Consider the following 25,919-nt stretch of genomic DNA (forward strand, 5'->3'; position numbering starts at 1 on the left):
AGAGAAATTCATCTGATGTATACAACACTATTCAAGACATTTTTCAAAATCGGACTCGTCACCTTCGGTGGTGGCTATGCCATGATACCGATGATTGAAGCCGATGTCGTAGACAAGTACAAATGGGTGAGCAAGGAAGAATTTCTCGACCTGATAGCCATCGCCCAGAGCTGTCCCGGCGTCTTCGCCATCAACATCAGCATCTTCATCGGCTACAAACTGCGCAACACCCCAGGGGCTATCTGCACTGCATTCGGCACAGCTCTCCCCTCGTTTCTGATTATCCTGCTCATCGCGATGTTCTTCCATCAGTTTCAGGACAATCCCATCGTTGCTGCCATGTTTGCCGGAATCCGTCCTGCTGTCGTTGCTCTGATAGCCGTACCCACCTTCAATCTGGCCAAGAGTGCACATATTACGCTCGCCAACTGCTGGATTCCTATTCTTGGTGCATTGGCTATCTGGCTACTCAACGTGAACCCCATCTACATCATTATAGCTGCCGGACTAGGCGGATATATCTATGGTAAATTTCTTAAAACCACTGAATAAATGATTTTCCTATTCCTTTTCATCACGTTTTTCGAGATAGGTCTCTTCGGATTCGGCGGCGGTTATGCCATGATTTCGCTCATTCAAGGTCAGGTAGTCACCAAATGGCACTGGATGACAATGGGCGAATTCACCAATGTCATAGCCATCAGTCAAATGACCCCAGGCCCGGTCGGCATCAATTCGGCCACCTATTGCGGTTACACAGCCATACATAACGCCGGCTACGGCACGCTCATGTCTATGCTGGGTTCGGCCACAGCCACCTTCGCACTCGTGCTCCCATCGTTCATCATCATGCTCCTTATCAGTAAGATGTTCATGAAATACATGCACACACCCCTCGTGCAGAGTGTGTTCACAGGGCTGCGTCCGGCTGTCGTTGGACTGCTTGCTGCCGCCACGTTGCTGCTCATGACGCCCGACAACTTCTACACTCCGACCAATCCCTGGAAGTTCTGGATTAGCGTGATGCTCTTTGTAGCATCGTTTGTAGGAACAAAATTCGTCAAAATCAATCCCATCCGCATGATAGGTTATGCTGCCTTTGCGGGATTGATGCTCCTCTATTAGGCCGGTCAGACCAATCAATCTGATTGGCCTGCTTTTTTATTTCACAGCCTTTATTGCTATAGCATAACCGCCACCCGACACAGCCCGCAGTTTCAGCAGGCTCTTGCTGTTCACTTTCATTTTCCTAATCGTATAGTCGGCAGGATTTGTTTTCCAGTCGGCCTTCTTTCCGTCGCAATACACCGTGGCCTCATATTGCCTGCCAGGCATCAGGAAATCCAGTTTCAACCGCGATTCGTGCGCGTGATTACCAGCCACACTGCCCACAAACCAGTCTTCGCTTCCCTTGGCTTTTCGGGCCACCGTGACATACTCGCCCGGCTCTGCCTCCAGATAGCGCGAGTCGTCCCAGTCTACAGCCACATCTTCTATAAACTTGAAAGCATCCGGAAATTTCTCATAGTTTTCGGGCAAATCGGCTGCCATCTGGAGCGGACTATACAGCGTTACGTACAGTGCCAGCTGATTACAGATAGTAGCCATCACCCGCGCATGGCTCTCCGGATTCACCTTATTCACGTCCATCTCGAAGATACCGGGTGTATAATCCATCGGACCACCTTGCAAACGTGTAAACGGAAGTATCGTCACATGCTTGGGTGTGCAGCCCTCTGACGCCTGAAACTCGGTTCCGCGAGCCGACTCATTGCCTATCATGTTCGGATAAGTGCGGCACAGCCCCGTCGGTCTCACAGCCTCATGGGCATTCACCATCAAATGATGCCGGGCAGCCTCTTTCACGCAGTAGAGATAATGGTCTATCATCCATTGGTCGAAATGGTGTCCCCCGTTTGGGAAGATATTGCCCACATAGCCGCTCTTCACCACATCGTAGCCATTGTCTACCATGAACTTATAAGCAGCCTCCAGCTGTCTTTCGTAGTTCACTACACTCGAGGAAGTCTCGTGGTGCATCATCAGCTTCATACCGTGCTCGCGTGCATAGGCCTGCAACATGGGTACGTCGAAGTCGGGGTACGACTGCGTGAAACTGTAGTTATATTGCTTCTGCCACGTGTCTTCCCATCCCTGGTTCCACCCTTCTACCAACAGCTGCGAGAAACCATGCTTGCTGGCAAAGTCGATATACGCTTTCACGCGCTCGTTGTTAGGCGCATGCCGCCCCGTGGGCTTCAACTTCGTATAGTCGGTCTCCCCCAGTCTGATGGCCTGATAGTCGGCATAGTTCCACGTACTCTTACCCGTAATCATCTCCCACCATACACCCATATACTTCACAGGGTGAATCCACGACGTATCTGCCAGCTTGCACGGCTCGTTCAGGTTTAATATCAGGTGCGAGGCCAGAATCTTTCGGGCATCATCGCTCACCATCACCGTGCGCCAGGGCGACGTGGCCGGACAGCGCAAATAGCCTTTACGCCCCTTCGCATCGGGTGTCAGACACGATTCAAATATCATAGTCTGCTCGTCCAGCACCAGGTGCATGGCCGAATAGTCCACCAGTGCCGCCTCGTGAATATTGATATACAGCCCCTTGTCGGTCTTCAGTTGCAGCGACGTCTGCACCGCTGTCGGCCCGATGGGCGTCTGCGTAGCATTCGGCGTAATGGCTTGCTTCATGAGCGAGCGAATCTCCGACAGCCTGGATATCTGATACTCATACTCGTCGGTATCGTAGTCGCCCGGCATCCAGTAAGCCGTGTGGTCGCCCGTCATGGCAAACTGCGAATGCTCTTCTTTCACGATGATATTATCCATACCCTCTTGCCGGGGAAACTCATAGCGAAATCCCATACCGTCGTCGTACACCCTGAAGCGCACTACCAATCGCCGCTTGGTATCGGTCTGCAGCAGAGTCACTGCCATCTCGTTATAGTGATTGCGAATCTGAGACACCTCTCCCCACACCGGTTTCCACGTCTCGTCGAAGGCCGACTGCTCGGCCTTGTCTATCTCGAAATGCTCCATCAGACTGGGATAATTGCTCAACTCCAACCCCAAATGCGATGGCCGCACCACCGCCTGTCCCTTATACGTCATCTCGTAACACGGGCGACCGCCGTCTATCGAAAACTTTACCTCGACATTCCCATCGGGCGAGGTCACCATCTGCGCCCATGCCAACACCGGCATCAGCAACATGACTAATACTACTTTTATCTTCATTGAATACATCTCCTACCTATGAGCCAGCCTTTAATAGCGCCCACTCTGCCTTATTAACTCTTTTAGATTTTCCATGAAGTCCACATTCTCCATGAGGTCTTCTATGTTCACGTGCATACGATAGCGCCAATAATGATGCGGATTGGCCGGAATGTTGATGCGTTCGGCATCTGCATCGGCCAGTCTCAGCTTCTCGTCTATGCCCAACCAGTCTTGTATCGACACCACGCAGAGCATCGAGGGGCATGCCAGATGGCACGCTATAATCTCGCGGGCCAGCCATCCGGGCAGCGGATGCGGCGCACTCCCACCCCGATAGAGCATGGTGTTGTAATAGAGTTGCGTACGGGCCGTGTCCTCATCCCACCACTGGCGCAGCGTAGGCATGTCGTGGCTGGAGATGGTACATACCGAGCGATATGGATTTCTGCTCAGATGGCCAAAGCGAACGAAGAGTTCTTTCGGCATACTCTGGATTTCCAGACTCAATATCTTGAGCTCGCCCATCACCCAGGGCACGCAATCCGGCACCATGCCCAGGTCTTCGGCACACGTCATCATGCGCGTGGCCTGCACCAGTCGGGGCAACTTCTTCATCGCCTCCCGATACCAGAACTGATTGTTGCGACGATAGAAATAGTCGTCGTAGATGCGGTTGAAAGCCGTCTGCCCTGCCTCATCCAGCGCCTTATACGTGTAGTCGAGCTGTACAGAAATGCGCGGATGGAACAGATTGGCATTCTTCCTGTCGCGCACAAACAGCACATCGCTGATGAGTGCATAAAGTCCTTCGCGCATCGTTTCGTCGCTTTCGCCCGTCCGTTCGGCAAAGGCTGTCTCCACTTTCCGCTGAGTATCGTATTCGGGACGCATCTCGTATTCCCCCTTCCGTATCTCCCAGAGATACTGTCGTCTCACTTCCTCGGCCTTGTCTCCGAACCTCCGGGCTATCACTTCGTCGGTGATATAGGGCTTCAAGAACCGTTCTTCCCTGAAACACAGCCCATAAGCCTCTATCTCTTCGCGACTCAGGCCGATAGCCGGAGCAAACTGGCCGAGTAGCCCATGTACCGAATCAACCGGAATCTCCCAAATACGGAAGAATCCCAGCACATGGTCAATGCGGTAGGCATCAAAGAATTTCTGCATATTCCTGAACCGACGCTCCCACCAGGCACACCCGTCTTTCAGCATCTCTTCCCAGTTATAGGTGGGGAATCCCCAGTTTTGTCCATTCACCGAGAAATCGTCGGGTGGCGCACCCGCCTGTCCGGCGAGGTTGAAATATCTTGATTCCATCCATACGTCGCACCCATAGCGACTCACCCCGATAGGAATGTCGCCTTTCAAGACAACACCCTTGGCGCGTGCATAGTCATGCACGGCAGCCATCTGTGTATTGAGGATATACTGTACATAGTAATAGAAAGCCACACCGCCGAAAGCCGGGTCGGCAGCATCGCTCAGATGCTTTCGCTCATGTTCATCCCACAGGCGATGGTCGGGCCACTGCGAGAAGTCGCCCGTACCATGACTGTCGCGTAATTGACAATACCGGGCATAGGGTACGAGCCACTGCTCTGTCTCGGCAAAGAACTTCCTGAATCCGTCCGATGCCAACACCTGCGCTCCTTCCTGTCCGAACAGCGCTTTCAGATAGGCCGTCTTGGCCTCGTTCACCTGCACATAATCTATCTGGGGCAGACTGTTCAGCTGCCGACGCTTCTCTTCAAACTCCTTCCTCAGCTTCTCATCCTTAAGCTGTGGCAACTGTGTCAGGTCTGCATATTGCGGATGCAGGGCAAACACACTGATGCAACTGTAAGGATAGGAGTCGGTCCACGTATGCGTGATGGTCGTATCGTTGATGGGCAACACCTGCAACACACGCTGTCCGCTGATGCTCACCCAGTCTGTCATCTTCTTCAAGTCGCCGAAATCGCCCACGCCGAAACTATCCTTGGAGCGCAGCGAGAACACCGGGACCAACGTACCGGCCAACCGGCGATTGCAGATTTCAAAGAACGATTGTTCGAGCATATACACAGCCACATCGCCCTCCTTCATGTCGGCCAACTCTATCGTGCGGTTATAACCTGTCTCCCATAGCGGTTCGTCGGCCACTCCCTCGGCCACAAACTTAAATTCCATGCGGTTGCCCACCAGGCTGTCGGCATGCAGGTCTATCGTCCACTCATTGCGCGCATGCTCATACATGGGCAATGCCTTCGCCGTATTCCACGAGCCCAAAGCATCGGTCCGCCCCACCAGGGCCAACCGTTCATGCTCGCGCAACTGCGGGGCACGCACCATCACACGCACCGTCTTACTGAACGCCGTAGGCTGCTGTACAGCCGTCCGACGCCGATTGATACACTCCGTGAAAGCCGAACTATATAGATAGGTGTCTTCCGGCATCTCCAACCATCGGTCGTAAATGGTATAACTCGTCCCCTTTACGGCATTCAGTTCCAATCGATGAATCTCGGTCGACCACTCCTGCCGTTGTGTCGCCCCTTCACAATCCACGCTATAAAAATAGCTGATAACCGTGTTTTGCGCGTTCCGAGCCTTCGTCATCTGGTAAGTCCAGTGCTGTCCATCAACCGTCGACATGCGGTATTGAGTCACCTTCTCCTGTCCGTCCTTACCCGTGACAACATGGTTCAGCAACAACTCCTCCCCGAACACTGTATGGTATTCGATATTGAATATTAGCTTCATACTTCTACAGTTAGTATCTTTTTGTCTGTAAAGATAATCATTTATCAATAGGTGTACGCCCTGTTGAGCCAAAAATATACAGAAAGGATGCAATTCAACTGCAAACCTCCCACATGGAACAGACGCAAAGCAGGACAGTAGGTACGCTACATGCCGCGTCCCTACAATCCTCCAACCCCTTACCTACCAATCAACCATTATCCATTATCATTTCTCCATTTTCAATCATCCGTTATCAATTCATTTCTGCAAAGCCTCCGCAGCGTCACTGCAAAGCCCATTCAGCAATGCTGCAAAGGCCAAACAGCAACACTGCCAAAGCCTTGCTGTTTTTGTAAGTTTTTGAGTTAGCGAGTTAATGAATTATTCAATAGCGCTCCACTCCTATCTTCTCTGCCAATCATATTCCTTTCATTACCTATAATTTTCCTATGTGTCCGCACACAAACCTTGATTTATATCAAGAAAGAGTTTAAAAATATGCTAAAGAACATATAAACTCTTGTTCAAATAAAAAAGCTGCTGTATCTTTGCAACGTCTAAAGACAACAGGATTAGTTTTCTAAGGTAAGAAAAGAAAGATTGTTTAGGGATTAAACAGAATAGGTTTAGTTAAGGTAAAAGAAGATTGTCATTAAGGGATATACTAAATAGGTTTTAGGTTAGATTAGAGAAGTTATAAAGACAGTAGGTTTAGTTAAGGTAAGAAAGAAGATTGATACTTCAGGTATAACAATGTTTTTAAGGTTTTTAGTTATTTAGGTTTAGGTATTTAGATTGTCAAGTTAAGAGAGTTATATCAAGAACGGTGGAGCCGAAAGGCGGCCCACCCTGTCGGAGGGGAGAAATCCTTATCCGATTTTTTTTGCTCTGTACGGAAGCTAAAATGAATTATCTTTCCAAGTATTGTTGAGCTTTCTTACTGTCATTAATAATTAATCCACGACTATTCAATAAAGAAACAAGTTCGTAAGGAGACTTATATTCTTTTTCAAAACTTCTTCTCATAGGGCTATAAACAAAAAAGCCCAGCCTATTTAAGCATTGTAAAGAGGCTCAGCTGGAACTAACGGGGCAAAGACACAAAACTTATCTGGAATGACAAACTTTTTTTATAAGTAAATGAGAGAATCACCTTAAACCATGAAGCTACAAATAAGACCAGATTATAGGTAATTACATTCTCTCGGTTTTTCCACATCTTCTGTCTGGCAAACACAACAAGGCAAACAATATATGTAGAATTTTGAGAATAAGAAACTCACTTAAATATTGTTATTTTCTTACCTGCCGAAATATGAAAAAAATGTTTCTAACGCTTTTTAAGTGCGCATTCTAATGTTTTTCCTCTGTTTTTATAGTACCTTTGGCATGCTCATACGTATAAGAAGAAAGGAAGGGCGGCTATTGGCCCTCGAAACTTAAACCAAATAATCAAGACATGAGAAAGACTATTCTGTTCCTATTACTATTGTGTGCGATGACCGTCTATGGAATCAAGATAACACATGGACCGTATATATGTGATATGGATTCGACAGGCGTAACCATCGTTTGGCAGACAGACAAACCGGGAATGGCATGGGTAGAACTGGCCGAACCGGGCGAAGACCACTTCTATTCCAAAGAGCGAACCAAATATTTTGATACAGCTTTCGGGCGTCGAGTGCTCAACGACACCATACATCATGTTCACATCAAAGGTCTGAAGCCGGGTACACAATATAGATATCGCATCTTCACACAGGAGCTGAAGAAATGGATATGGGACAATAAACATGAGATGGGAGACATTGCTTCATCGGTGGTCTACAAGCACGAGCCTTACAGCTTCAGAACCTTCCCTACACAGACAGACGACCTGACGTTTATCGTACTGAACGATATACACGAACGAGCAGACTTCATGAAGACACTGTGCAAAGACGTAGATTTCAAGAAGACAGACTTCGTGGTACTCAACGGCGACATGTCTAACCGCATAGATACGAGCGACGAAATCTACAAGGGATATATAGACACCTGCGTCGCCATGTTCGCCACATCTGTACCCATGCTGATGAATCGCGGAAACCACGAAACACGCGGTGGTTTCTCTGAATATCTGCATCGCTTCTTCCCCACGGAAGACGGAAAATTCTACCGTCTGAGAAACTTCGGCGGCATCGACTTTCTGTTTATTGATTCCGGAGAAGATAAGCCCGATACGGATATCGAATACTATGGCACGGCCAGCTACGACGCCTATCGCACGGAACAGGCACAGTGGCTAGACCAGTTGATTGCGAAAGGAGAGATAGGAAAGCGACCACTCATCGTCTTCAGCCATATCCCACCGACGCTGCATCATTGGCATGGGGCAAACCACATGCTGGAGACAATCATTCCCCGACTGAACCAGCTCAACGTCACCGTCATGCTATCGGGACATCTGCACCAGCATGCCTATGCAGAAGCGGGAGGACCCATCAGCTTCCCCAATATTGCCAATAGCAACATGGCATACATGAAATGCCATATCCATCAAGGCAAGATAACAATAGACTGCATTGAAACGGGCAACAAGCGTACACATCATTACGAATATAAGCTGAAATAATCTCCCACGAGCATACCTTATATATAATATAGTGTCGACGATTGATTAGTCCTGCATAAGTATCAAACGAATGCTGATAAACGAAGCAGATTATTTACATGCACTAAGGAGAGGGTCTACCGAGGCCTTCTCCATCATTTATAATAGCTATGTGAGCGAGCTGTATGGCTTTGTCATCTCGCAGACCAAAGACGAAGAATTGGCCAAGGATATTGTGCAAAACACGTTTATGAAACTATGGAACAGGAGGCACAAGTTGGATACCGGGGGCAATCTGCACGCTCTGCTGTTCACGATGGCACGCAACGATGTGATAGATACGTTCAGAAAACAAGTGCGAATGCTCAATTTCAATGATTATCTAGACAGATGCAGCAGCATACCGTCGAGAAACACTTTGGACGAGGAGGTGGAATTCCACGATTCAATGAAGAGGATAGCCCGATTGAAATCCAACCTGTCAAAACGCGAACGTCAAATCTACGAAATGAGTCGCGAACAAGGATTGAGCATAGACGAAATAGCCGAAAGACTGGGACTGTCGACCCAAACCGTGAAAAACTATCTCACATCTATTCTGCATGTATTCAGACGCGGACTGTTGAATGAAAGCTGTGTCTTGATGTTTTTATATCTGTTCGGCTAATCCCATTCCTTAAAATATGTTACATTTTCAGTACTCCCGACACATTCGGAAGTATAAACTATATACGTAAATAACATGAAAACATTGCTTAGCAATCTATACAAGAAATACTTGAATGGCAGATTGACCGAGAACGAATTGCAGACATTCAAGCAAATGGTGGCTCAAGCTACCGACGAAGAGTTGTGGGAAGTGATGCAACAGACACCCATGCCCCATGTAGAGATTCCTGTCAACATCAAAGAAGAAATCATGGGAAATCTGGAGTTGGAAATCAGGAAGTCCAGACGAAACAACTTCATGAGGTATGCTGCCGCCATTTCTCTATTCCTCATCACCGTTTCCGGTCTGTTCTACTTCTTCCGCCAAGCAGAGCCGACCAATCTGGCTAAAGTGTCTGTGGCCCCTGGCAACAGGGCTTCCATCGTCTTGCCCGACGGGACGAAAGTGAGTTTGAACAGCGGAACAGATTTGGAATACGATGTTGAAGCCGGCGACCATCGCTATGTGAACTTGCTGAAGGGAGAAGCCTTCTTTGAAGTGACAAAAGACAGGAAGCATCCTTTCCGCGTATCAACGGGCGACATGAATATACAGGTGCTCGGTACTACGTTCAACGTCAAGGCCGGAGACAGCCAGGTAGAGGCCTCGCTGTTTACTGGAAAGATACAGATAGACGGCGAGAAGATAGCCCAAGCAGTGACACTCAGTCCGGGCGAAAAGGCCATATACACAAAGAAAGACCATAAAATAGTCGTGGGCAGCAATGATTCGCAGCGCGATATGAAATGGAAAGACGGTTATCTCATCTTCGAATCAACGCCACTGAAAGATGTCCTTGCCAGAATTGGTGAATGGTATGGTGTAAGCATAAGATATACGGGACACAAATATTCACACGACTTGCTCTCCGGAACATTCCATAACGAGCCGCTACAGAGCGTACTCAAGACTCTTAGCATGCAATACGGATTCCAATACCAGATTGTAGAAAACCAAATTATTATCAAATAAAGGCATACAAGACACTAACTTTATCTAAATACCAACATTATGAACGTACAAAAACTACATGCAAACTGGATGTCAACAATGCTTCTGGCATTGCTGATGTCTTTCTTCTCGCTGAACGTCTCAGCCCAGAAAGAGAGCATTAGCTTAAATCTGAAGAATGAATCTATCAAAAAGTTCATTCATCAAGTGGAACAACAGACCCATTACACTTTCGTCTATCGGGATGCCGTAATAGAGCCTAATGCCAAGGTAACCATCATCTGTACCAACACACCTATACGCACGGTACTGTCAAAAACACTCTCGCCCCACAACATCAGCTACACATTCAGCAACAATACGATTGTACTGACAAAGCAGGAAGCTACACGCAGTGCCAAGACCGCACAGGCAAAAGGCGGTAACAAGCACAGGGTAAAGGGCAAAGTAACCGATTCCAACGGAGAACCCATCATAGGAGCAAGCGTGTTTGTGAAAGGAACGACCAGCGGAGCTGTGACCGATATAAACGGAGTCTTCAGTCTAGATGTAGCAGACAACGACATCGTGAGCATCTCGTACATAGGCTATGCCCCACAGGAAATGGCCGTCAGAGGACACGACAACCTAGCCATCGTCATGCAGGAAGACGCAGCCCTGAAGCTGAATGAGGTGGTAGTCGTGGGGTATGGAATCCAAAAAAAGGTAGACGTAGTCGGTTCTATTTCCACTGTCGACAGCAAGCAGCTCGAATCGCGCGGTGTATCTGACGTATCAAACATGCTGACCGGCTATATGTCGGGTGTCACCATCACTCAGAGCAATGGTAATCCCGGCGGCGATGCCGGTAAGATTCGCGTGCGCGGTGTGGGTTCTTTCGGCGCAACTCCCGAACCCCTTATCTTGATTGACGGGATGCCCGGCTCACTTACCGACCTCATGCCGACCGACATAGAGAACATCTCCGTGCTGAAAGATGCCTCCTCGGCAGCCATCTATGGTTCACGTGCAGCTAACGGTGTCATCTTGGTAACTACCAAACAGGGACGCGAAGGCAAGACCAAAGTGACCTACAACGGCAGCGTAGGTTTCAACAAAGCGACATCGCTACCAGAATTTGCCCACTCCTACGACTACGCAAAATACTACAACATGGCTGTAGGTGTCAACACATATACCGACGAGATGATTCAGAAATACAAAGATGGATCAGACCCAGACAACTATGCCGACGAAAATTACATAGAGAAGCTGCTCGGTGGGCATGCTCTACAGACCAAGCATGAAATTAGTGTAAACGGCGGAACGGAGAAATTACAATATATGGCTTCAATGGGTTACCTGCGGCAAAATGGTTTACTGGATCGCAACTACCTGAATAAATACAATGCCAGACTGAACGTTTCGGCCCAGCTGACCAAGAAGTTGAAACTGGATATGAGAGTAAGTGGTGTCATCTCCGACAGGCACGACCCTTCTACTCCCGGTATATTAGACAACTCCGGATTTGCAGGTATCATCCAAGGTGCAGTGCGTTTTCCCGGCCTGACACCTTCTTATCTCCAGAACGGAGAGATAGGTCTCGGACCAAAACTGCAAGGAACACCCGTAGCATGGGTAAACTCAGCAGCCTACTATCGCGCAGACAGCAACAAGTTCAAAGGCAACGTCGAGTTATCATACACTCCTATTGACGGTTTTACATTACGGGCTATCGGCGGTTACAACTATACCGACGCAAACGTATACGACTATCGCTGCGACATGACGTTGACAGGTGGCAAGAGTACCGGGCCTTCGTCACTGAACCATTCAATGGCCCGAACCACCTATAAAACCTTCCAGTTTATCGCCAACTACAGCAAACAATTCGGCAAGCATGACGTTGCACTCTTAGGAGGTTACACATGGGAAGATGAAGGACAGCGCACCTTGACAGGACATAGAAATAATTTCCCATCAGACGAAGTCCCTTATCTGGATGCTGGTGGTGCAGACGGACAAACCAATGGTGGTGGCGGATACGACTGGGCTATCCAATCTTTGTTCGGCCGATTGACTTATAACTATGACCAACGTTATCTCTTCGAAGCGACAGTACGCTACGACGGTTCTTCACGTTTCCCTACCGACAGCAAGTATGGAGTATTCCCATCAGTGGCAGCAGGCTGGAGAATTTCTGAAGAGAAATTCTGGAAAGAGAACCATAGCCTCGACTTCTTCAGCAATTTCAAACTGAAAGCCTCGCATGGTGTATTGGGTAACAACAATATCGGTAACTATCCTTACCAATCGGTATATACACTTGGGGCTGACCAAAACTATGTCATCGGCGGTGTATACAGACAGGGAGCTGCAGTAACCACCTATGTAGACCCAACATTGAAGTGGGAACGTACCAAGAATTCAGACATTGGCATTGAGACAGGCTTCTTCAACAACAAGCTCACTTTCTCTGCTTCTTATTTCTATCGCAAGACTACAGATGTGCTTTACAAACCTGCTGCCAGCTATTCGTCCATCTTCGGACTTTCCGTATCGCAGGTTAATACCGGTGCTCTGGAGAATAAAGGTTGGGAATTTGAGGCTGGTTACCGTGGCACGATAGGGAAATTCTCATACCATATCAATGGTAACCTGTCTATCATCGACAACAAAGTATTGACGCTCGGTATGGGTAATGTTACCCAGAACAATGGAATGGTGGGTAATGGCAGCAACTTATTCATCGGTTATCCCATGAATATGTTCTATGGCTACAAGACGGATGGCGTATTCCTCAAAGACGACGAAGTAGCACAATGGTACGACCAGACAGCCATTGCCAAAGGGGCAAAGGCCGGTGACATCCGCTATGTCGACATAACAGGCGACAACAAGGTCACTCCCGACGACCAAGTGTATCTGGGATCTCAGATTCCTAAAATCACTTACGGTCTGAATCTTGGATTCGAGTATGCTGGTTTCGACTTCAGTATGCTGGTTCAGGGTGTAGGCAAGGTGAATGGATTCCTCTCCAGATATGCAGGATTGGCATTCAACCAAGAAGGCAACATCCAGAAATGGCAAATGGAAAATTGCTGGAATGTTCAGCAAGAAAATCGCTATCCAGCTTATCCACGCTTGGAAATTACAACCAATGCAGGAAGCAGGAATACACTTGTATCTGACTTCTGGATTCTGAACGCATCGTTCTGCAAGGTTCGAAACATCCAGCTAGGCTACTCTCTGCCAGCACAGGTTATCCGTCCATTCGGTATTTCGGGCTTGAGACTCTATATCTCCGCAGACAATCCTATCTCGTTCGATCACTATCGTAAGGGATGGGATCCGGAAAATACAAACACCGACGGAACCTACTATCCAACTATGTCTACTTACACTTTAGGTCTAACTTTAAGATTTTAATTATGAAATACACTCATATATTCATGGCACTGTCCATGACATTGGCACTTACAACCTCCTGCAACCTGGAGCGCCAGCCCTTAACCGACATGCCCGAAAGCACTTTCTGGGATAATGAGAAAGATGCTTATATGGCACTCAATTCGCTATATCGCGGACAAATAACCAACGGAGTGGAATATTCTCCCTCCGACTTCTGGTCGTACCAAGGTCTACTGATTATGGAACATCTGACCGACAACGCCTTCGACCGTCGCGGCGAGAACAACGCATTTTTCCATATTTCAAGTGGCAAACTGCTCAACAATAACTCCTTCATCCTACAGTATTGGAGATCGGCATACTACAGAATTCAGCTCTGCAACCGTTTTCTGGAGGGCATTGCTAAATCTTCAGACACCGCAGAGAAGAAGAGAATGATAGCCGAAGCACGCTTCCTGAGAGCCACGCAATATCATTATCTCGCCAGTTATTTCAAGGATGTCCCACTCGTAACAAAGGTTTTGACCGGCGAAGAGGCCAACAATGTATCCAAGGAGTCGCAAGCCAATATCCTGACATGGTGTGCCACCGAGTTCAAGGAAGCTGCTGCCGACCTCCCACGCTTTAGCGAAATCAAGCCTACAGAGAGGGGACGGGCCTGCAAGCAAGCATCGCTGGCTTTCCTGGGACGTACCTATATGCTCATGAAAGACTGGAAGAACGGAGCCACAACCTACAAAGAGATTATGACTCTTGGAGATAATGAAATCAACAAAAGCTACAGCGAACTCTTCTTAGCCGGCACCGGTACAGCCAACAAGGAGAACATTTTCTATATAGCATATATGGAAAACTACTTCGGATGTGGATTGCCACAGCATATCCTGGCTGCCAAAGACGGTGGATGGAGTCTGTCCAATCCGTCGGGTACTCTCTTTGAAGCTTATGAATTTACCGATGGAACACCGTTCAACTACGAAGACCCACGCTATAATCCGAACAACCTAGGCGAAAACAGAGACCCACGCCTCGACTACACCATATATTATAATGGCTCAACCTTCAAAGGAACAGAATATCGCATTAGCCCCGACTACGAAGCATCCAAGAAAGAACGCCTCGATTACTCTTCTGAAATCTCGCGCACTGGCTTCATGTGGAGAAAGTATTTTGACGAGAGTAAAATCAACGACATCACCAGCTATAGTGCCGTCACTCCAATTATTCGCTATGCCGAGGTGCTGTTAGGCTACTTGGAATGTATGATTGAGAGTGGTCAGCCTATTAACCAAAGTGTCTTGGATGCCAGCATCAACCAGGTAAGGGGACGCGCCGACGTCCACATGCCGGCTATTACCGAAACCAATGCCGACAAATTGCGCGAAATAATACGTCATGAGAGACAGATAGAATTGGCTTACGAGGGCATCCGTTATTGGGACATCATGCGTTGGCGCATTGCCGATAAACTGCTCGTCGGCGAGATATGGGGTGCTCCCTATCCCAATGCCAAGACCTATGCCACCTCAACAAAGAAGGCAGACCCGACCGGTCACTACCGTTGGTATGTCGGAAGACGCGACTTCCGCACTCCCCAGGATTACACATGGCCTATTCCGTTGGCAGAGCAGAACATCAATCCTAACTTGCGAGAAAAGTAACCATACCATACAGATATGCAACATCATCCTTATATTACAGCGTCTCTCTTGCTGCCAATGGTTTATCCAGCCTTGGCAGCAGGGCAGAGCCAATCTCAAAGACCCAACGTCTTCTTGATTGTGGCAGACGACCTGGGCTATGGAGATTTATCCTGCTACGGAGCCAAGCGAGTGACTACACCCTGCGTAGACCAGCTGGCTAAAGAGGGAACTCGCTTCACCGACTGTCATGCCATTGCCTCTACCAGCACTCCTTCGCGCTACTCTCTCTTGACAGGCGAATATGCCTGGAGAAGAAAAGATACCGACGTGGCTGCCGGAAATGCAGGTATGATTATCAGACCTGGACAATTCACGCTGGCCGATATGTTCAAAAGTCAGGGTTATACCACTTGCGCCATCGGCAAATGGCACTTAGGATTAGGAGACAAGACGGGCGAACAAGACTGGAATGCCCCACTGCCGGCTGCTTTGGGAGATTTAGGATTCGACTATTCCTATATCATGGCAGCGACAGCCGACCGCGTACCCTGCGTATTTATCGAGAATGGGAAAGTGGCCAACTACGACCCATCTGCACCGATAGAGGTGAGCTATAGGCAACCTTTTGAGGGCGAGCCGACAGGAGCAAAGAATCCCGAACTGCTCTATAACCTCAAACCTAGTCATGGTCACGACATGGCCATTGTTAACGGTATCAGCCGCATCGGTTACATGAAAGGCGGTGGAAAGGCACTATGGAAAGATGAGAATATAGCGGATTCCATCCTGACCCATGCCATAGGATTCATGAAACAACACCGGACAGAACCTTTCTTCATGTATTTTGCCACCAACGACGTGCATGTACCCAGATTTCCACACGCCCGCTTCCGTGGCAAAAACGAAATGGGATTGCGTGGCGATGCCATCGCGCAATTCGACTGGACGGTAGGCCAACTGATGAATACATTGAAAGAATTGGGAATAGATCAGAACACACTCGTCATTCTGACCAGTGACAACGGGCCTGTAGTAGACGACGGCTATGCCGACCGTGCAGAAGAGCTGTTGGGTACTCATAAGCCGGCAGGACCTTTCCGTGGCAACAAATACAGTGCATTCGAAGGCGGTACAGCCATTCCAATGATTGTACGGTGGCCAGGAAATGTAGCATCAGGCACAGAGTCTTCGGCCTTGCTGAGCCAGATAGACCTCTTCAAATCCATGTCGACGCTGGTCGGCGGTAGTATTCCGAAAGGCAGTGCACCCGACAGCAGAAACCTTTTAAATGCTTTCTTGGGCAAAACATCAGAAGGATGTCCCTACGCTCTCGAACTATCAGCCAATCACGTACTATCCATACGCACTGCCAAATGGAAATACATTGAACCTAACAACGGCCCTGCCATGATTACCTGGGGACCAAAAATAGAGACGGGAAACAACCCTGTGCCACAGCTGTACGACCTATCCAAGGGTGTCTACGAACGTAACAACGTGGCCAAAAGAAATCCATCCGTGGTGAAAGACATGCAAAAAATACTAGAAACCGAAAGAGGAAAATAGGCAGATAGCAGCCTACATACCTACCATATTATAACCGCTGGTGAACACACAATACAGAAATGCGCTCACTGGCGGTTTTTGTTTCACCCCTCCAACAGTGTTTCGGCCATTTCCTCAGCACTGACGTAAGGCATACCGAAGGCCAGGTCGTCGTCGGTAAAGGTGTCGAGGATGTCGCGAGCTTCTTTCTCCGACACCTTTGGTTCGCCGTTTTTACCCAGCGTGGCAAGCATGGCTGCGAGTACGGCAGCACGATAGTTATTGATTTTCTCTTGTTCCATGAGCGAATAGCTTACATATTGATGTTGCGAATTTACACATTTAATTCGAATAAGGTGTGTACCGGCATTAGTTTTTGGAAATTCCCCTGCACGTTTAGGGAATTCCAGCGCGCCGTTTAGGAAAATTCCTCCTGTGTGCAGTCTGGAATAGGCTATATTTGCAATAAGTAAAACATTAAACGACAAGGTTATGAAAAGAATGATGATGATGATTGCCATGATGGTGACGATAGTCGCATCGGCAAGTGCCATGAGCTATTCCGAAGCACGCCAACAGGCTCTTTTCCTGACAGATAAGATGGCGTATGAACTGAATCTGTCCGACGACCAGTACGAAGCTGCCTACGAAATCAATCTCGACTACCTGCTCTCTTCCGGCTCCAATCTGTATGGTTCTTACTGGCGGAGGCGCAATGCAGACCTGCAATACGTGCTTTCCCGCACGCAGTATTCCATCTATTCGGCAGCCGACTACTTCCTGCGCCCTATCTATTTCGTGGACAATATGCTGAACTTCCGCATCTATCAGCGCTATCCCGACTATCATAAGTTCTACCGCGTACGTCCTTATGGATACAGCAGCTACAGGGGTGGGCACAACCGCATCAGCCGTTACTATGCCGACAGGAGATGGTCTCACAGAGAAATGAGACACATCGAGAAGATGCGCAGACACCAAGAAATGCGTTACCGCGACAGGGAAAGACGTGATATGAGACGGTTCAGGGAGTTTGAACACCGCGACAGAGGGCATCGCCATCACGGACATTATGCGCCGGAGAGAGACTATGACCACAGAAGCTGGAGAGAACGCTAGACGCTACGAGTACATCAAAGCAAACCCACTTGCCCACACTTCTACTTGAATAACGACGAACAAACTATCTATATATAGGGGAATTGCACTGCTTTCATGGAGCTGCATCTCCCCTTTTTATTTGATTTTGCCCCATTGTATATCCTTCTATATCTGCTGTAAAACTTTATAAAGCTACAACAATGGATTGGTATGAAGAAAGAAACAAGGTAAAAATTTATCAAAATCCGCATTTATCACAGGCTGTCTGCCCACTCCTATACTTGTATCTTGTCTACTTGTCAACCAATATCCTGCCTACTTAAAAAACTGCAAAGCCGCGGCAGTGTTACTGTCGGGCCTTTGCAGCATTGCTGTTTGGCCCTTGCAGCATCGCTGCGAAGCCCATTCAGCGAATCAACAGTGTATAGGGTATCCGGAGATAGTGTATCAACAATGTGCCATTCCAGACCAAAAGATACAATGTGAGTAGCCATGTAACAACGCGAAGTCCCATCTGCAAAGGGCCACGCGTGAGCCTGAACAAGCATGCCAAGGCCAGCGGAATGATAAAAATCCAGTCGGCCGACATGATATACACTTCATTGATGCCGAATCCCAACACCAGATGGAGCATCACGTCTACCAACACCCACGACATGACCATGAGCATGAAACGGTCGTGGCGACCCACCCACAGGCCCACGACAAACAGCAATACAATGACTGCCTCTACCACATAGTTGACAGCCGAACGATAACCGACGAACACGGGACGGGTGAACGACACGTCTTCCAGCAAATGGTCGCGGTGCAACTGTATGGATTCGCCAAAGACATTCTCTACCAGTGTCTGTATGCGCGAGGTCGTCACGTCAGTCATCTTCAGCAAAGGCAGGTCGGCAACAGGTTTCCCCGAATGCGTTTCCATCCATCGGTCGCGTTGCGCCGTACGCTTCGCCACCTTGTCGGGTATCTTCTCCTGCTGCTTCTTTTCTATATGGTGTATGGCTTGCTGTTGCGGAACTTCGTAGGTATGGTATTGAAAGAGATAGATGGCCACAAGCGCAGCGAGCGGCAGCGCAACTCCGAAGACCACCATCTGCCAACGGAACACCTTCTTGCCATCGACAAACAGGGCCGCCAAGAGGGTCTTGGCACCATTGGTAAGCGTAACGCCGGCCGTGAGGAAAAGCAGCACCGTCCACTGCCACAGGGGCAATCTTCGCCGCTCACGTATCGCCTTGCCTACAAGATACAGAGTCAGCGAGAGCAGGAAGAGTGAAAGTACAAAGTGGTCGGGCACGAGCATGGCCACCATGACATGGGCAAAACTATAGAAGAAAAGCGTCAGCAACAGGCCATCCCACAGGCTCAGGCCCATGATTTCACGATGCAGACGGTAGATAAAGACGAGGGAATAGACGGCACAGAAGGTTGTCAATGCGCCTACAAGATAGACTGCATGATTGCTCTCTGTGGCATCCATGAGCTGCTGATTGAGCAGATAGAGCGGATATAAGACAGACAGGAAGAAGGGATGGCGACTGGTCTCGAAATGAATACGCAGATTAGACAGGGTGATATACGACCAGCAATCATAGCCCGACATGCGGAAATGGCGCGAGAAAATAGTCCAGTAGCCCAGATTACCACCCTTGAGAAACAATGGTGAATACTGCCTGACCATCAGCCAAAGCAAGGTGGCCACCACCAATAAAGCCACGAGAGCAATCCAACGCTCCTCGTTCTTCAGTCGAAAAATGTTCATGAGAATGCCAAATATTCTATGAGTAAGGTCATGTTATAGACGAAGCAATAGGCTGCCGTGAGTCCCAACAGGCCACGCAACGGCCGTGCAACCCGCCGCGGAACGCCTTTAAGGAGGCATGCCAGGACGATGGGGAACACAAAAGCCCAGTGCGGACTCATGATATAAACTTCGTTGATACCGAATCCGGCAACCATGTGTATCGCCATATCGAGGGCAAAAAACGAGACAGACAGCCACATCAGGCGGCTGCGTCGACCAATCCAAAGACCCAGCAGGAGGCATGCTACCAGCACAGCCTCTACCACATAGTTCAGCCACCAACGGTAACCGACAATGACTGGTCGGCCCGTGAGTGTATCGCCCAGCAGATAATCCTGATGCAAGAGTACGGATTCGCCGAAGAGATTTTCTACGGCCGTGGCTGTGCGCGAAGTCGTAATATCGGTCCACGACCAGAATTCGCCCTTCTTCACAGGCTTACCCTGATGGGCCACGTTCGGTTTCTTCGCATTGGCGCGTTTCTTCTCCAGCGTGCGCACCTTCATCACCGAGTCGGCAGCACGGGCTACACGGGCAGAATCCCAAGCCGGCCAAGCCTTGGTAAACTGGGCTGCCAACTGTGCGCGGTCGCGGTCTTTGGCCCGCTTCTGGGCCACCTTGCGCGCTTTCCATCGCGGATATTGATACTCGCGATACTCCATGCGCGCAAATACCCATATCAATACAGAGGGCAGCAAAATGGCCAAAATAAGGTTGAGCGGACGGAAGAACCGACGCCCATTGACAAACCAGTTAGCCATGAAAACCTTCAGACCGTTGTTGAGCGAAATGCCGGCCGTAACGAGAAAAAACAGGATTGTCTGCCACTTGGTGAAGGGTTTGCCCTGTCTGAGTTTCTTGCCACTGACGTAAAGTGTAAGCAGGAGCATGAACATGGACAGCGAAAAATGGTCGGGTACACACACCGATACCAACACATAGGCAAAGCTGAACAGCATGAGCGACAGCAGTGTGGCATCAAAACGGGGCAGTTGGATAACCTCGCGCAGAATGCGATAGAGAAAAACAAAGGAATAGACAGCCACCAACAACAGGAAAACAGCTACGATGAACGGGGCAAAGTTGATGCCCGTGAGTCCCATCAAGCCCCTGTTGAACTGTGCCGGAAGATACAAGAAAAAGGCCAGTAAAGGGTGTCGGTAGATGTTGTACTCGGTGAACCACTGCGACAATACGGCATAGGTCAAGGGGTCGTAGCCCGACACATGGAAGTTGGATACAAAGAGATGATGGTAGTCTTTGGCCGGAAAGAGAAATCTGTCGGCATACTTGACGATGACCAGTGCATTGAGTAGCAAGGTCGTCAGGAACACGAAGAACGCCGGCCAACGCTCTTCAGGCTTGATACGGAAGATGCCAAAGATACGTTTCATTTGCGCTTAAGGAAATATCTGACCAAAAGAAAGTTGACGGGTACACACACGCAGAACATCGGAATGGGCGCCAGCGTCTTGGGGATGCCCACCCACAGGAAGAAGTTGAGCGTAGCCATTTGCAACAGATAGTTGACTACATGCGACAAGGCAAACCCTGCACCACGCTTGGCGCTCGCCTTCACACGAAACGTGAAGTAGGTGCTGGCCAGATAGTTGAAGATGAAACTCAGGACATAACCTACCGTCATGGCAGGATTATGCCCCATCTGTTTAATCAACAACAGGTAGATACCATATTGTAGCAGCGTGGCTACACCACCGACAATACCGAACCGTATGATTTCTCCGAACTGTTTGTTCACCCCGTACTATTTCATCAATATCGTGCAAAGGTAATGGAAATTCGGCAAAGCAGTGATGTAACTGCCAATTATTCTTTCACAACCTTCGGTCCTCGCACCTTCTCGCGAGTCGTCAATCCACTCTTCACCTCGATATTGATGCCGTCGCTCAAGCCCGTCGTAATGGCACGCTTGGTATAGACAGGCTGCTCTCCCTCGCCCTCAATGACATACACATAGGCCTTATTGCCTTGAAACTCAACGGCACTCTCAGGAATTGTCAGCACATGATTGGCAGCAGCCAACACGATTTCGGCATTGGCACTGTAACCACTGCGGATATGACTGCCACCTATTTCGGTGACAGCTGCCTTGATTTCAAACTGGTTGGCACCATTGCTTTCAACGGCTTTCGGAGAGATATACTCCAGGTTGGCCTTCAAATTGGAGTTCTGCAATGCACCGATTGTAATCTTCATTGGCATGCCTGAGACCAGTTGTCCCACCTCAGTCTCGTCGATATTACCGCGGAATATCAGGTCGGACATATTGGCAACGGTGGCAATGGTCGTACCATCGTTGAAGGTATTACTGAGGATAACGGTGTTACCCACCTTGACCGGGACATTCAATATCAGTCCACTGATGGTAGAACGAATCAGCGTACTGCTCGTATTGGCATTGCTCTTAGACACTCCATCGCGCACCACCTGGAGATTGTCGGCAGCAGCCTGCACTTCTTCCCTGGCTTGCTTCAAAGCCTGTGCTATCTTGTCGTACTCGTCGGCAGCCACCAATCCCTTGTCGAAGAGTTGTTTTTCGCGGGCATAGTCTACCTGTGCCTGCTTCACATTGATTTGCGACAGGCGCACACGAGCCTGTGCAGCAGCCAGCTGGCCCATATCGGGAATCACCTTTACTTTGGCAATGATTTCGCCAGCTTGCACCGTCTGTCCGGCCTCTTTCAGCAATTCTGTGATGATACCACTAATCTGTGGCTTCACATTCACCTCATTACGAGGCTCTATCTTGCCCGTCACGACAGTGGTTTTCTTCAAGTCCATCACCTTGGGAGTGAACTCGCTATACACGTCGGCAGTAGGTTGTGACTTAATCCAAAGAAATACAAAGGTTCCGACGAAGAGACATAGAACCAGTGCTGCGACCACAAATTTCCAATACTTTTTCATGTTTGTATCTATTATTTTCTATTATTTCAATGATTTATTCGTCTCTCATGGCATCTACCGGCTTGATGCTCATGGCCCTGCCGGCAGGTGCCAGACCAGCAAGAATACCAAGGACGCTGATGAATAGCGTTGCGCCCAAGGCCGTCCAGAAATCCACTTGAAAGTGGGCAGAGACGATTCCATCCGTAGTATTGCCCATCTCCAACAGTTGAAGAATGAGCACTGCAAAGAGTATTCCGCTCATTCCCGCTACAGCCGTGAGCAAAACGCTCTCGGAGATAATTTGTCCGAGGATGTTGCGAGGCGTAGCTCCGATGGCACGACGGATGCCTATCTCGACCGTTCGTTCCTTGACGGTCACCATCATGATATTGGACACACCGACAGCTCCGGCCAACAAAGTTCCAATTCCGACCAACCAAATGAGGAAATTCACGCCTTGGAACAAGTTGTCTACCATCCCGAACATCACTTCGGTATTGAAGATTGTTATGGCTTTCTCATCAGTGGGGTCTATCCGATGGGCTCGTGCAACCACCTCACGCATCCGGTCGGTAATCTCACTCATCTTCACTCCACGACGTCCGGTGACACAAATGAGATGCACCTGATCGCCTGTATTGTAGGCTTGTCGCATCAATGTAATCGGCATCACGATACTCTCCTGCGTACTTCCGTTGATGTTCATGTTACCAGTGCTATAGTCCACTCCCACAATGCTATAATAGATGGAGTCTATACGAACCAACTGACCACAAGGATCTCCGCCTCTGGGGAAAAGCGTCTTATACACTTTCTTGCCTATCACGCACACCTTACGCCCTTGTTGCATATCCATCCGGTTCAGATAGCGGCCGTAGAACATCTGCGGTTCTTCCACTTTCATGTAGTCTTCTTGCAGACCTTTCACCGTGCATGAGGTCTTTTTATCGCCCACCACGGCAAATCTGCCCCACTGGCTGAGCATAGGCGAGACCACATCCAGTTCTGGAATCTGCGCTTTCAGTCGCTCCACATCCTTGTAATCCATGTACCATGAGCGACCTTTACGATACCCAGCATAGGGCTTCGTGGTATTCTCCGCAAAGATAATGGCAGAATTTGACGCAAACCCGGAGAAGTTTTTAGACAGCATCTCCTTCATACCGTTGCCACCACCGATGAGGGCTACCAGCATGAACACCCCCCAAAAGATACCGAACCCGGTAAGAAAAGACCGGCTCTTGTTGCGCGTGAGCGTGTCGAGGATTTCCTTGTATGTATCTAGATCTATTCTCATAACGTTATTCAGCCCTTAATGCTTCGATGGGTCTGATATGTGCTGCCTTGCGTGCAGGAATCAATCCGGCAATCGTCCCGGCCAATATCATGACCAAAGTTGCTTCCACACACACATCAAAACCTACCGTAGGATTGACGAACATCTGCAAAGTGAACAGTCCGGAATCTATCTTTTCGTGCCCAATCGTAGCATCCATGATTTGATTGGCCACCATTCCCATCATCATACCGATATATCCGAAGAAAGTGGTAATAATGACACTCTCGATGATAATAAGTCTCAGAATAGACCACGGTTTCGCTCCGATGGCCTTACGGATGCCAAACTCACGTGTACGTTCCTTGACCGTGATGAGCATAATGTTCGATACGCCCACGATTCCACTTAGCAACGTGAAGATACCTATGACCCAGAGAGCCGTGCGAATAATATTCATACCCTTGTTCATCTGCAAAGCCTGGGTGAATCTGTTCCATATCCAGACAGCCCCTTCGTCGTCGGGAGCTGCCTGATGATTCCTGTTCAGGCTGGCCCTATAGGCCTTCTCAAAGTCTTCATTGGCCTGCTGGGTTTCCAAATCTTGGAAAGTAAAGACAATATCACCCACCCTGTCACCTTTCTGATAAATCACACGAACGGTGTTAAACGGTGCATAGCAATTCGAGTTTGTACGGCTCTGGTCGCTTTTATAGACGCCTATCACCTGAAAAGCCAGACTATCTACCTTCACATATCGGCCCACCAGGCGGTCTATATGTCCCGGCAACAATTCTTTGGCCTGATTTTCACTGATGACCATCACCTTACGTCTTTCGGCATTATCGAGTGCATTGACGAAACGCCCGTGAAGCATTTCCTTCTTGTCTATCTGCGCAAAGTTGGCATGAACACCCTGCAACGAGCTGGACACATAATTCTCTCCCAACGACACATTGACGCTTCCTATGGCTAATGAAGCCCCCAAGTTCACGATATTCTTGGCATATTGTGTCTGAGTGGTGTTCATATCGGCATCGTTCAAGACAATCTCACGTCCTTCTTTCAGTCCTTGATATCCTTTCGAAGTCTGCCCGCCAAACACCATCATCGAGTTATCCAGAAACCGACCCGAATTCTGTTCCGTGGCATGAATCAGTCCGTTACCTGCTCCCAGCAGGAAGATGAGCATGAAGATACCCCATGCCACCGCAAAGCCCGTGAGCGCCGTGCGAAGCTTATTGCGCTTGGTAGTAGACCATATTTCAGCGATTATATCTCTCATGACATCCGCATTACTTCATATATCCGTTGATTCCAAACGGACTTGCCTGATGATTGATGTTCTCTTCGATGCTGCCGATGAGTCCGTCCTTGATGTGAATAATCTTATCGGTCTCGTTGGCCACACCGCTCTCATGCGTCACCACGACTATCGTCTTATGCTCATCAGCATGCAACTGCTTCAGCAATTCCATCACCTCGACACTAGTCTTTGAATCCAACGCACCCGTCGGCTCGTCGGCCAATATCACTTTGGGCTGAGTGATGAGTGCCCGTGCAATGGCCACACGCTGCTTCTGACCACCCGACAGTTCGTTGGGATAGTGTTCGGCCCACTGTGCCAGCCCCAACCTATCGAGATATTCCATAGCCATGCGATGCCGTTGCTTGCGCCCAACGCCCTGATAGAACAGAGGCAACTCTACATTTTCCACCGCCGTCTTAAACCCGATGAGGTTGAAACTCTGGAAGATGAAGCCGATAAAGCGATTGCGATATTCGGCCGCACGCTTCTCCGACAGGTCCTTGATGAGCGTGCCACCCAGCACATATTCGCCGGTATCGTAGTTGTCGAGAATACCCAGTATATTCAGAAGCGTGGACTTGCCGGAGCCGGAAGCTCCCATGATAGAGACAAACTCTCCATCCTCGATGTCGAGGTTGATACCTTTCAACACATGAAGCGGTTGCGCCCCGAAGTAGGTTTTGTTGATGTCGCTTAAATGAATCATATATCCTTTTGA

Annotated in this window: 19 protein-coding genes; 9 read left to right on the forward strand and 10 right to left on the reverse strand. The window is 48.9% G+C overall.

What is annotated here, in order from left to right; genetic code table 11:
* Positions 1-15: 15 nt before the first annotated feature.
* Together ACZ42L_RS07530 and ACZ42L_RS07535 are read left to right on the forward strand one after the other, a co-directional pair.
* A complete protein-coding gene (locus tag ACZ42L_RS07530) occupies positions 16-552 on the forward strand; it encodes a chromate transporter (protein WP_464697860.1) in 537 nt (178 codons plus the stop codon).
* Positions 553-1,125, forward strand: a complete 573-nt coding sequence (locus ACZ42L_RS07535; RefSeq protein ID WP_464715721.1) for a chromate transporter — start codon at positions 553-555, stop codon at positions 1,123-1,125. It begins immediately after the preceding gene.
* Positions 1,126-1,161: 36 nt separating this feature from the next.
* Here ACZ42L_RS07535 and ACZ42L_RS07540 read toward each other — a convergent pair whose 3' ends face one another.
* On the reverse strand, positions 1,162-3,264 hold the full coding sequence (locus ACZ42L_RS07540; RefSeq protein WP_464715722.1) for a glycoside hydrolase family 97 protein: 2,103 nt from the start codon (positions 3,262-3,264) through the stop codon (positions 1,162-1,164).
* Positions 3,265-3,285: 21 nt separating this feature from the next.
* Complete coding sequence (locus ACZ42L_RS07545; protein ID WP_464715723.1) at positions 3,286-5,979, reverse strand: 4-alpha-glucanotransferase; 2,694 nt, start codon at positions 5,977-5,979, stop codon at positions 3,286-3,288.
* Positions 5,980-7,420: 1,441 nt separating this feature from the next.
* On the opposite strand from ACZ42L_RS07545, the gene ACZ42L_RS07550 reads away from it, so the two are divergent.
* From ACZ42L_RS07550 to ACZ42L_RS07575, 6 genes are all read left to right on the forward strand, one after another.
* Complete coding sequence (locus ACZ42L_RS07550; RefSeq protein WP_464715724.1) at positions 7,421-8,578, forward strand: purple acid phosphatase family protein; 1,158 nt, start codon at positions 7,421-7,423, stop codon at positions 8,576-8,578.
* Positions 8,579-8,648: 70 nt separating this feature from the next.
* On the forward strand, positions 8,649-9,224 hold the full coding sequence (locus ACZ42L_RS07555) for an RNA polymerase sigma factor (protein WP_464715725.1): 576 nt from the start codon (positions 8,649-8,651) through the stop codon (positions 9,222-9,224).
* Positions 9,225-9,299: 75 nt separating this feature from the next.
* On the forward strand, positions 9,300-10,238 hold the full coding sequence (locus tag ACZ42L_RS07560) for a FecR family protein (RefSeq protein ID WP_464715726.1): 939 nt from the start codon (positions 9,300-9,302) through the stop codon (positions 10,236-10,238).
* Positions 10,239-10,277: 39 nt separating this feature from the next.
* Positions 10,278-13,625, forward strand: a complete 3,348-nt coding sequence (locus ACZ42L_RS07565; protein ID WP_464715727.1) for a TonB-dependent receptor — start codon at positions 10,278-10,280, stop codon at positions 13,623-13,625.
* A gap of 2 nt (positions 13,626-13,627) precedes the next feature.
* On the forward strand, positions 13,628-15,268 hold the full coding sequence (locus ACZ42L_RS07570; protein WP_464705709.1) for a RagB/SusD family nutrient uptake outer membrane protein: 1,641 nt from the start codon (positions 13,628-13,630) through the stop codon (positions 15,266-15,268).
* Positions 15,269-15,325: 57 nt separating this feature from the next.
* On the forward strand, positions 15,326-16,816 hold the full coding sequence (locus tag ACZ42L_RS07575) for a sulfatase family protein (RefSeq protein WP_464716991.1): 1,491 nt from the start codon (positions 15,326-15,328) through the stop codon (positions 16,814-16,816).
* A gap of 83 nt (positions 16,817-16,899) precedes the next feature.
* Here ACZ42L_RS07575 and ACZ42L_RS07580 read toward each other — a convergent pair whose 3' ends face one another.
* Positions 16,900-17,097 (reverse strand): hypothetical protein, encoded by a 198-nt coding sequence (locus ACZ42L_RS07580; protein ID WP_464697877.1) that lies wholly within the window; start codon positions 17,095-17,097, stop codon positions 16,900-16,902.
* 190 nt (positions 17,098-17,287) lie between these two features.
* Here ACZ42L_RS07580 and ACZ42L_RS07585 point away from each other — a divergent pair, with 190 nt between their 5' ends.
* On the forward strand, positions 17,288-17,914 hold the full coding sequence (locus ACZ42L_RS07585; RefSeq protein WP_464715728.1) for a hypothetical protein: 627 nt from the start codon (positions 17,288-17,290) through the stop codon (positions 17,912-17,914).
* A gap of 388 nt (positions 17,915-18,302) precedes the next feature.
* Here the strand turns inward: ACZ42L_RS07585 and ACZ42L_RS07590 are convergent, their stop codons facing one another.
* The 7 genes from ACZ42L_RS07590 to ACZ42L_RS07620 form a co-directional block, all read right to left on the reverse strand.
* On the reverse strand, positions 18,303-19,664 hold the full coding sequence (locus ACZ42L_RS07590; protein WP_464715729.1) for a DUF6080 domain-containing protein: 1,362 nt from the start codon (positions 19,662-19,664) through the stop codon (positions 18,303-18,305).
* A complete protein-coding gene (locus tag ACZ42L_RS07595) occupies positions 19,661-21,100 on the reverse strand; it encodes a DUF6080 domain-containing protein (RefSeq protein ID WP_464715730.1) in 1,440 nt (479 codons plus the stop codon). Before ACZ42L_RS07595 ends, ACZ42L_RS07590 begins: the two co-directional genes overlap by 4 nt.
* Entirely contained in the window at positions 21,097-21,465 is a 369-nt protein-coding gene (locus tag ACZ42L_RS07600) for a GtrA family protein (RefSeq protein ID WP_464705713.1), read from the reverse strand. Before ACZ42L_RS07600 ends, ACZ42L_RS07595 begins: the two co-directional genes overlap by 4 nt.
* 68 nt (positions 21,466-21,533) lie before the next feature.
* Positions 21,534-22,634 (reverse strand): efflux RND transporter periplasmic adaptor subunit, encoded by a 1,101-nt coding sequence (locus tag ACZ42L_RS07605; protein ID WP_464715731.1) that lies wholly within the window; start codon positions 22,632-22,634, stop codon positions 21,534-21,536.
* Between the two features lie 34 nt (positions 22,635-22,668).
* Positions 22,669-23,913 carry an ABC transporter permease gene (locus ACZ42L_RS07610; RefSeq protein ID WP_464715732.1) on the reverse strand — a complete coding sequence of 415 codons (1,245 nt, stop codon included), beginning with the start codon at positions 23,911-23,913 and terminating at the stop codon, positions 22,669-22,671.
* Between the two features lie 4 nt (positions 23,914-23,917).
* The gene (locus ACZ42L_RS07615; protein ID WP_464702224.1) at positions 23,918-25,177 is read right to left on the reverse strand and encodes an ABC transporter permease; all 1,260 of its coding nucleotides are present in this window, start codon (positions 25,175-25,177) and stop codon (positions 23,918-23,920) included.
* A 10-nt stretch (positions 25,178-25,187) separates the two neighbouring features.
* Positions 25,188-25,907, reverse strand: coding sequence for an ABC transporter ATP-binding protein (locus ACZ42L_RS07620; protein WP_464697889.1), 720 nt, complete (start codon positions 25,905-25,907; stop codon positions 25,188-25,190).
* Between the last annotated feature and the right edge of the window lie 12 nt (positions 25,908-25,919).

This window comes from Prevotella mikamonis (assembly GCF_055381405.1).

Coding starts and splice junctions, on each gene's coding strand:
- ACZ42L_RS07530 (WP_464697860.1), top strand. CDS start 16: ATGTATACAACACTATTCAAGACATTTTTCAAAATCGGACTCGTCACC.
- ACZ42L_RS07535 (WP_464715721.1), top strand. CDS start 553: ATGATTTTCCTATTCCTTTTCATCACGTTTTTCGAGATAGGTCTCTTC.
- ACZ42L_RS07540 (WP_464715722.1), bottom strand. CDS start 3,264: ATGTATTCAATGAAGATAAAAGTAGTATTAGTCATGTTGCTGATGCCG.
- ACZ42L_RS07545 (WP_464715723.1), bottom strand. CDS start 5,979: ATGAAGCTAATATTCAATATCGAATACCATACAGTGTTCGGGGAGGAG.
- ACZ42L_RS07550 (WP_464715724.1), top strand. CDS start 7,421: ATGAGAAAGACTATTCTGTTCCTATTACTATTGTGTGCGATGACCGTC.
- ACZ42L_RS07555 (WP_464715725.1), top strand. CDS start 8,649: ATGCTGATAAACGAAGCAGATTATTTACATGCACTAAGGAGAGGGTCT.
- ACZ42L_RS07560 (WP_464715726.1), top strand. CDS start 9,300: ATGAAAACATTGCTTAGCAATCTATACAAGAAATACTTGAATGGCAGA.
- ACZ42L_RS07565 (WP_464715727.1), top strand. CDS start 10,278: ATGAACGTACAAAAACTACATGCAAACTGGATGTCAACAATGCTTCTG.
- ACZ42L_RS07570 (WP_464705709.1), top strand. CDS start 13,628: ATGAAATACACTCATATATTCATGGCACTGTCCATGACATTGGCACTT.
- ACZ42L_RS07575 (WP_464716991.1), top strand. CDS start 15,326: ATGGTTTATCCAGCCTTGGCAGCAGGGCAGAGCCAATCTCAAAGACCC.
- ACZ42L_RS07580 (WP_464697877.1), bottom strand. CDS start 17,097: ATGGAACAAGAGAAAATCAATAACTATCGTGCTGCCGTACTCGCAGCC.
- ACZ42L_RS07585 (WP_464715728.1), top strand. CDS start 17,288: ATGAAAAGAATGATGATGATGATTGCCATGATGGTGACGATAGTCGCA.
- ACZ42L_RS07590 (WP_464715729.1), bottom strand. CDS start 19,664: ATGAACATTTTTCGACTGAAGAACGAGGAGCGTTGGATTGCTCTCGTG.
- ACZ42L_RS07595 (WP_464715730.1), bottom strand. CDS start 21,100: ATGAAACGTATCTTTGGCATCTTCCGTATCAAGCCTGAAGAGCGTTGG.
- ACZ42L_RS07605 (WP_464715731.1), bottom strand. CDS start 22,634: ATGAAAAAGTATTGGAAATTTGTGGTCGCAGCACTGGTTCTATGTCTC.
- ACZ42L_RS07610 (WP_464715732.1), bottom strand. CDS start 23,913: ATGAGAATAGATCTAGATACATACAAGGAAATCCTCGACACGCTCACG.
- ACZ42L_RS07615 (WP_464702224.1), bottom strand. CDS start 25,177: ATGAGAGATATAATCGCTGAAATATGGTCTACTACCAAGCGCAATAAG.
- ACZ42L_RS07620 (WP_464697889.1), bottom strand. CDS start 25,907: ATGATTCATTTAAGCGACATCAACAAAACCTACTTCGGGGCGCAACCG.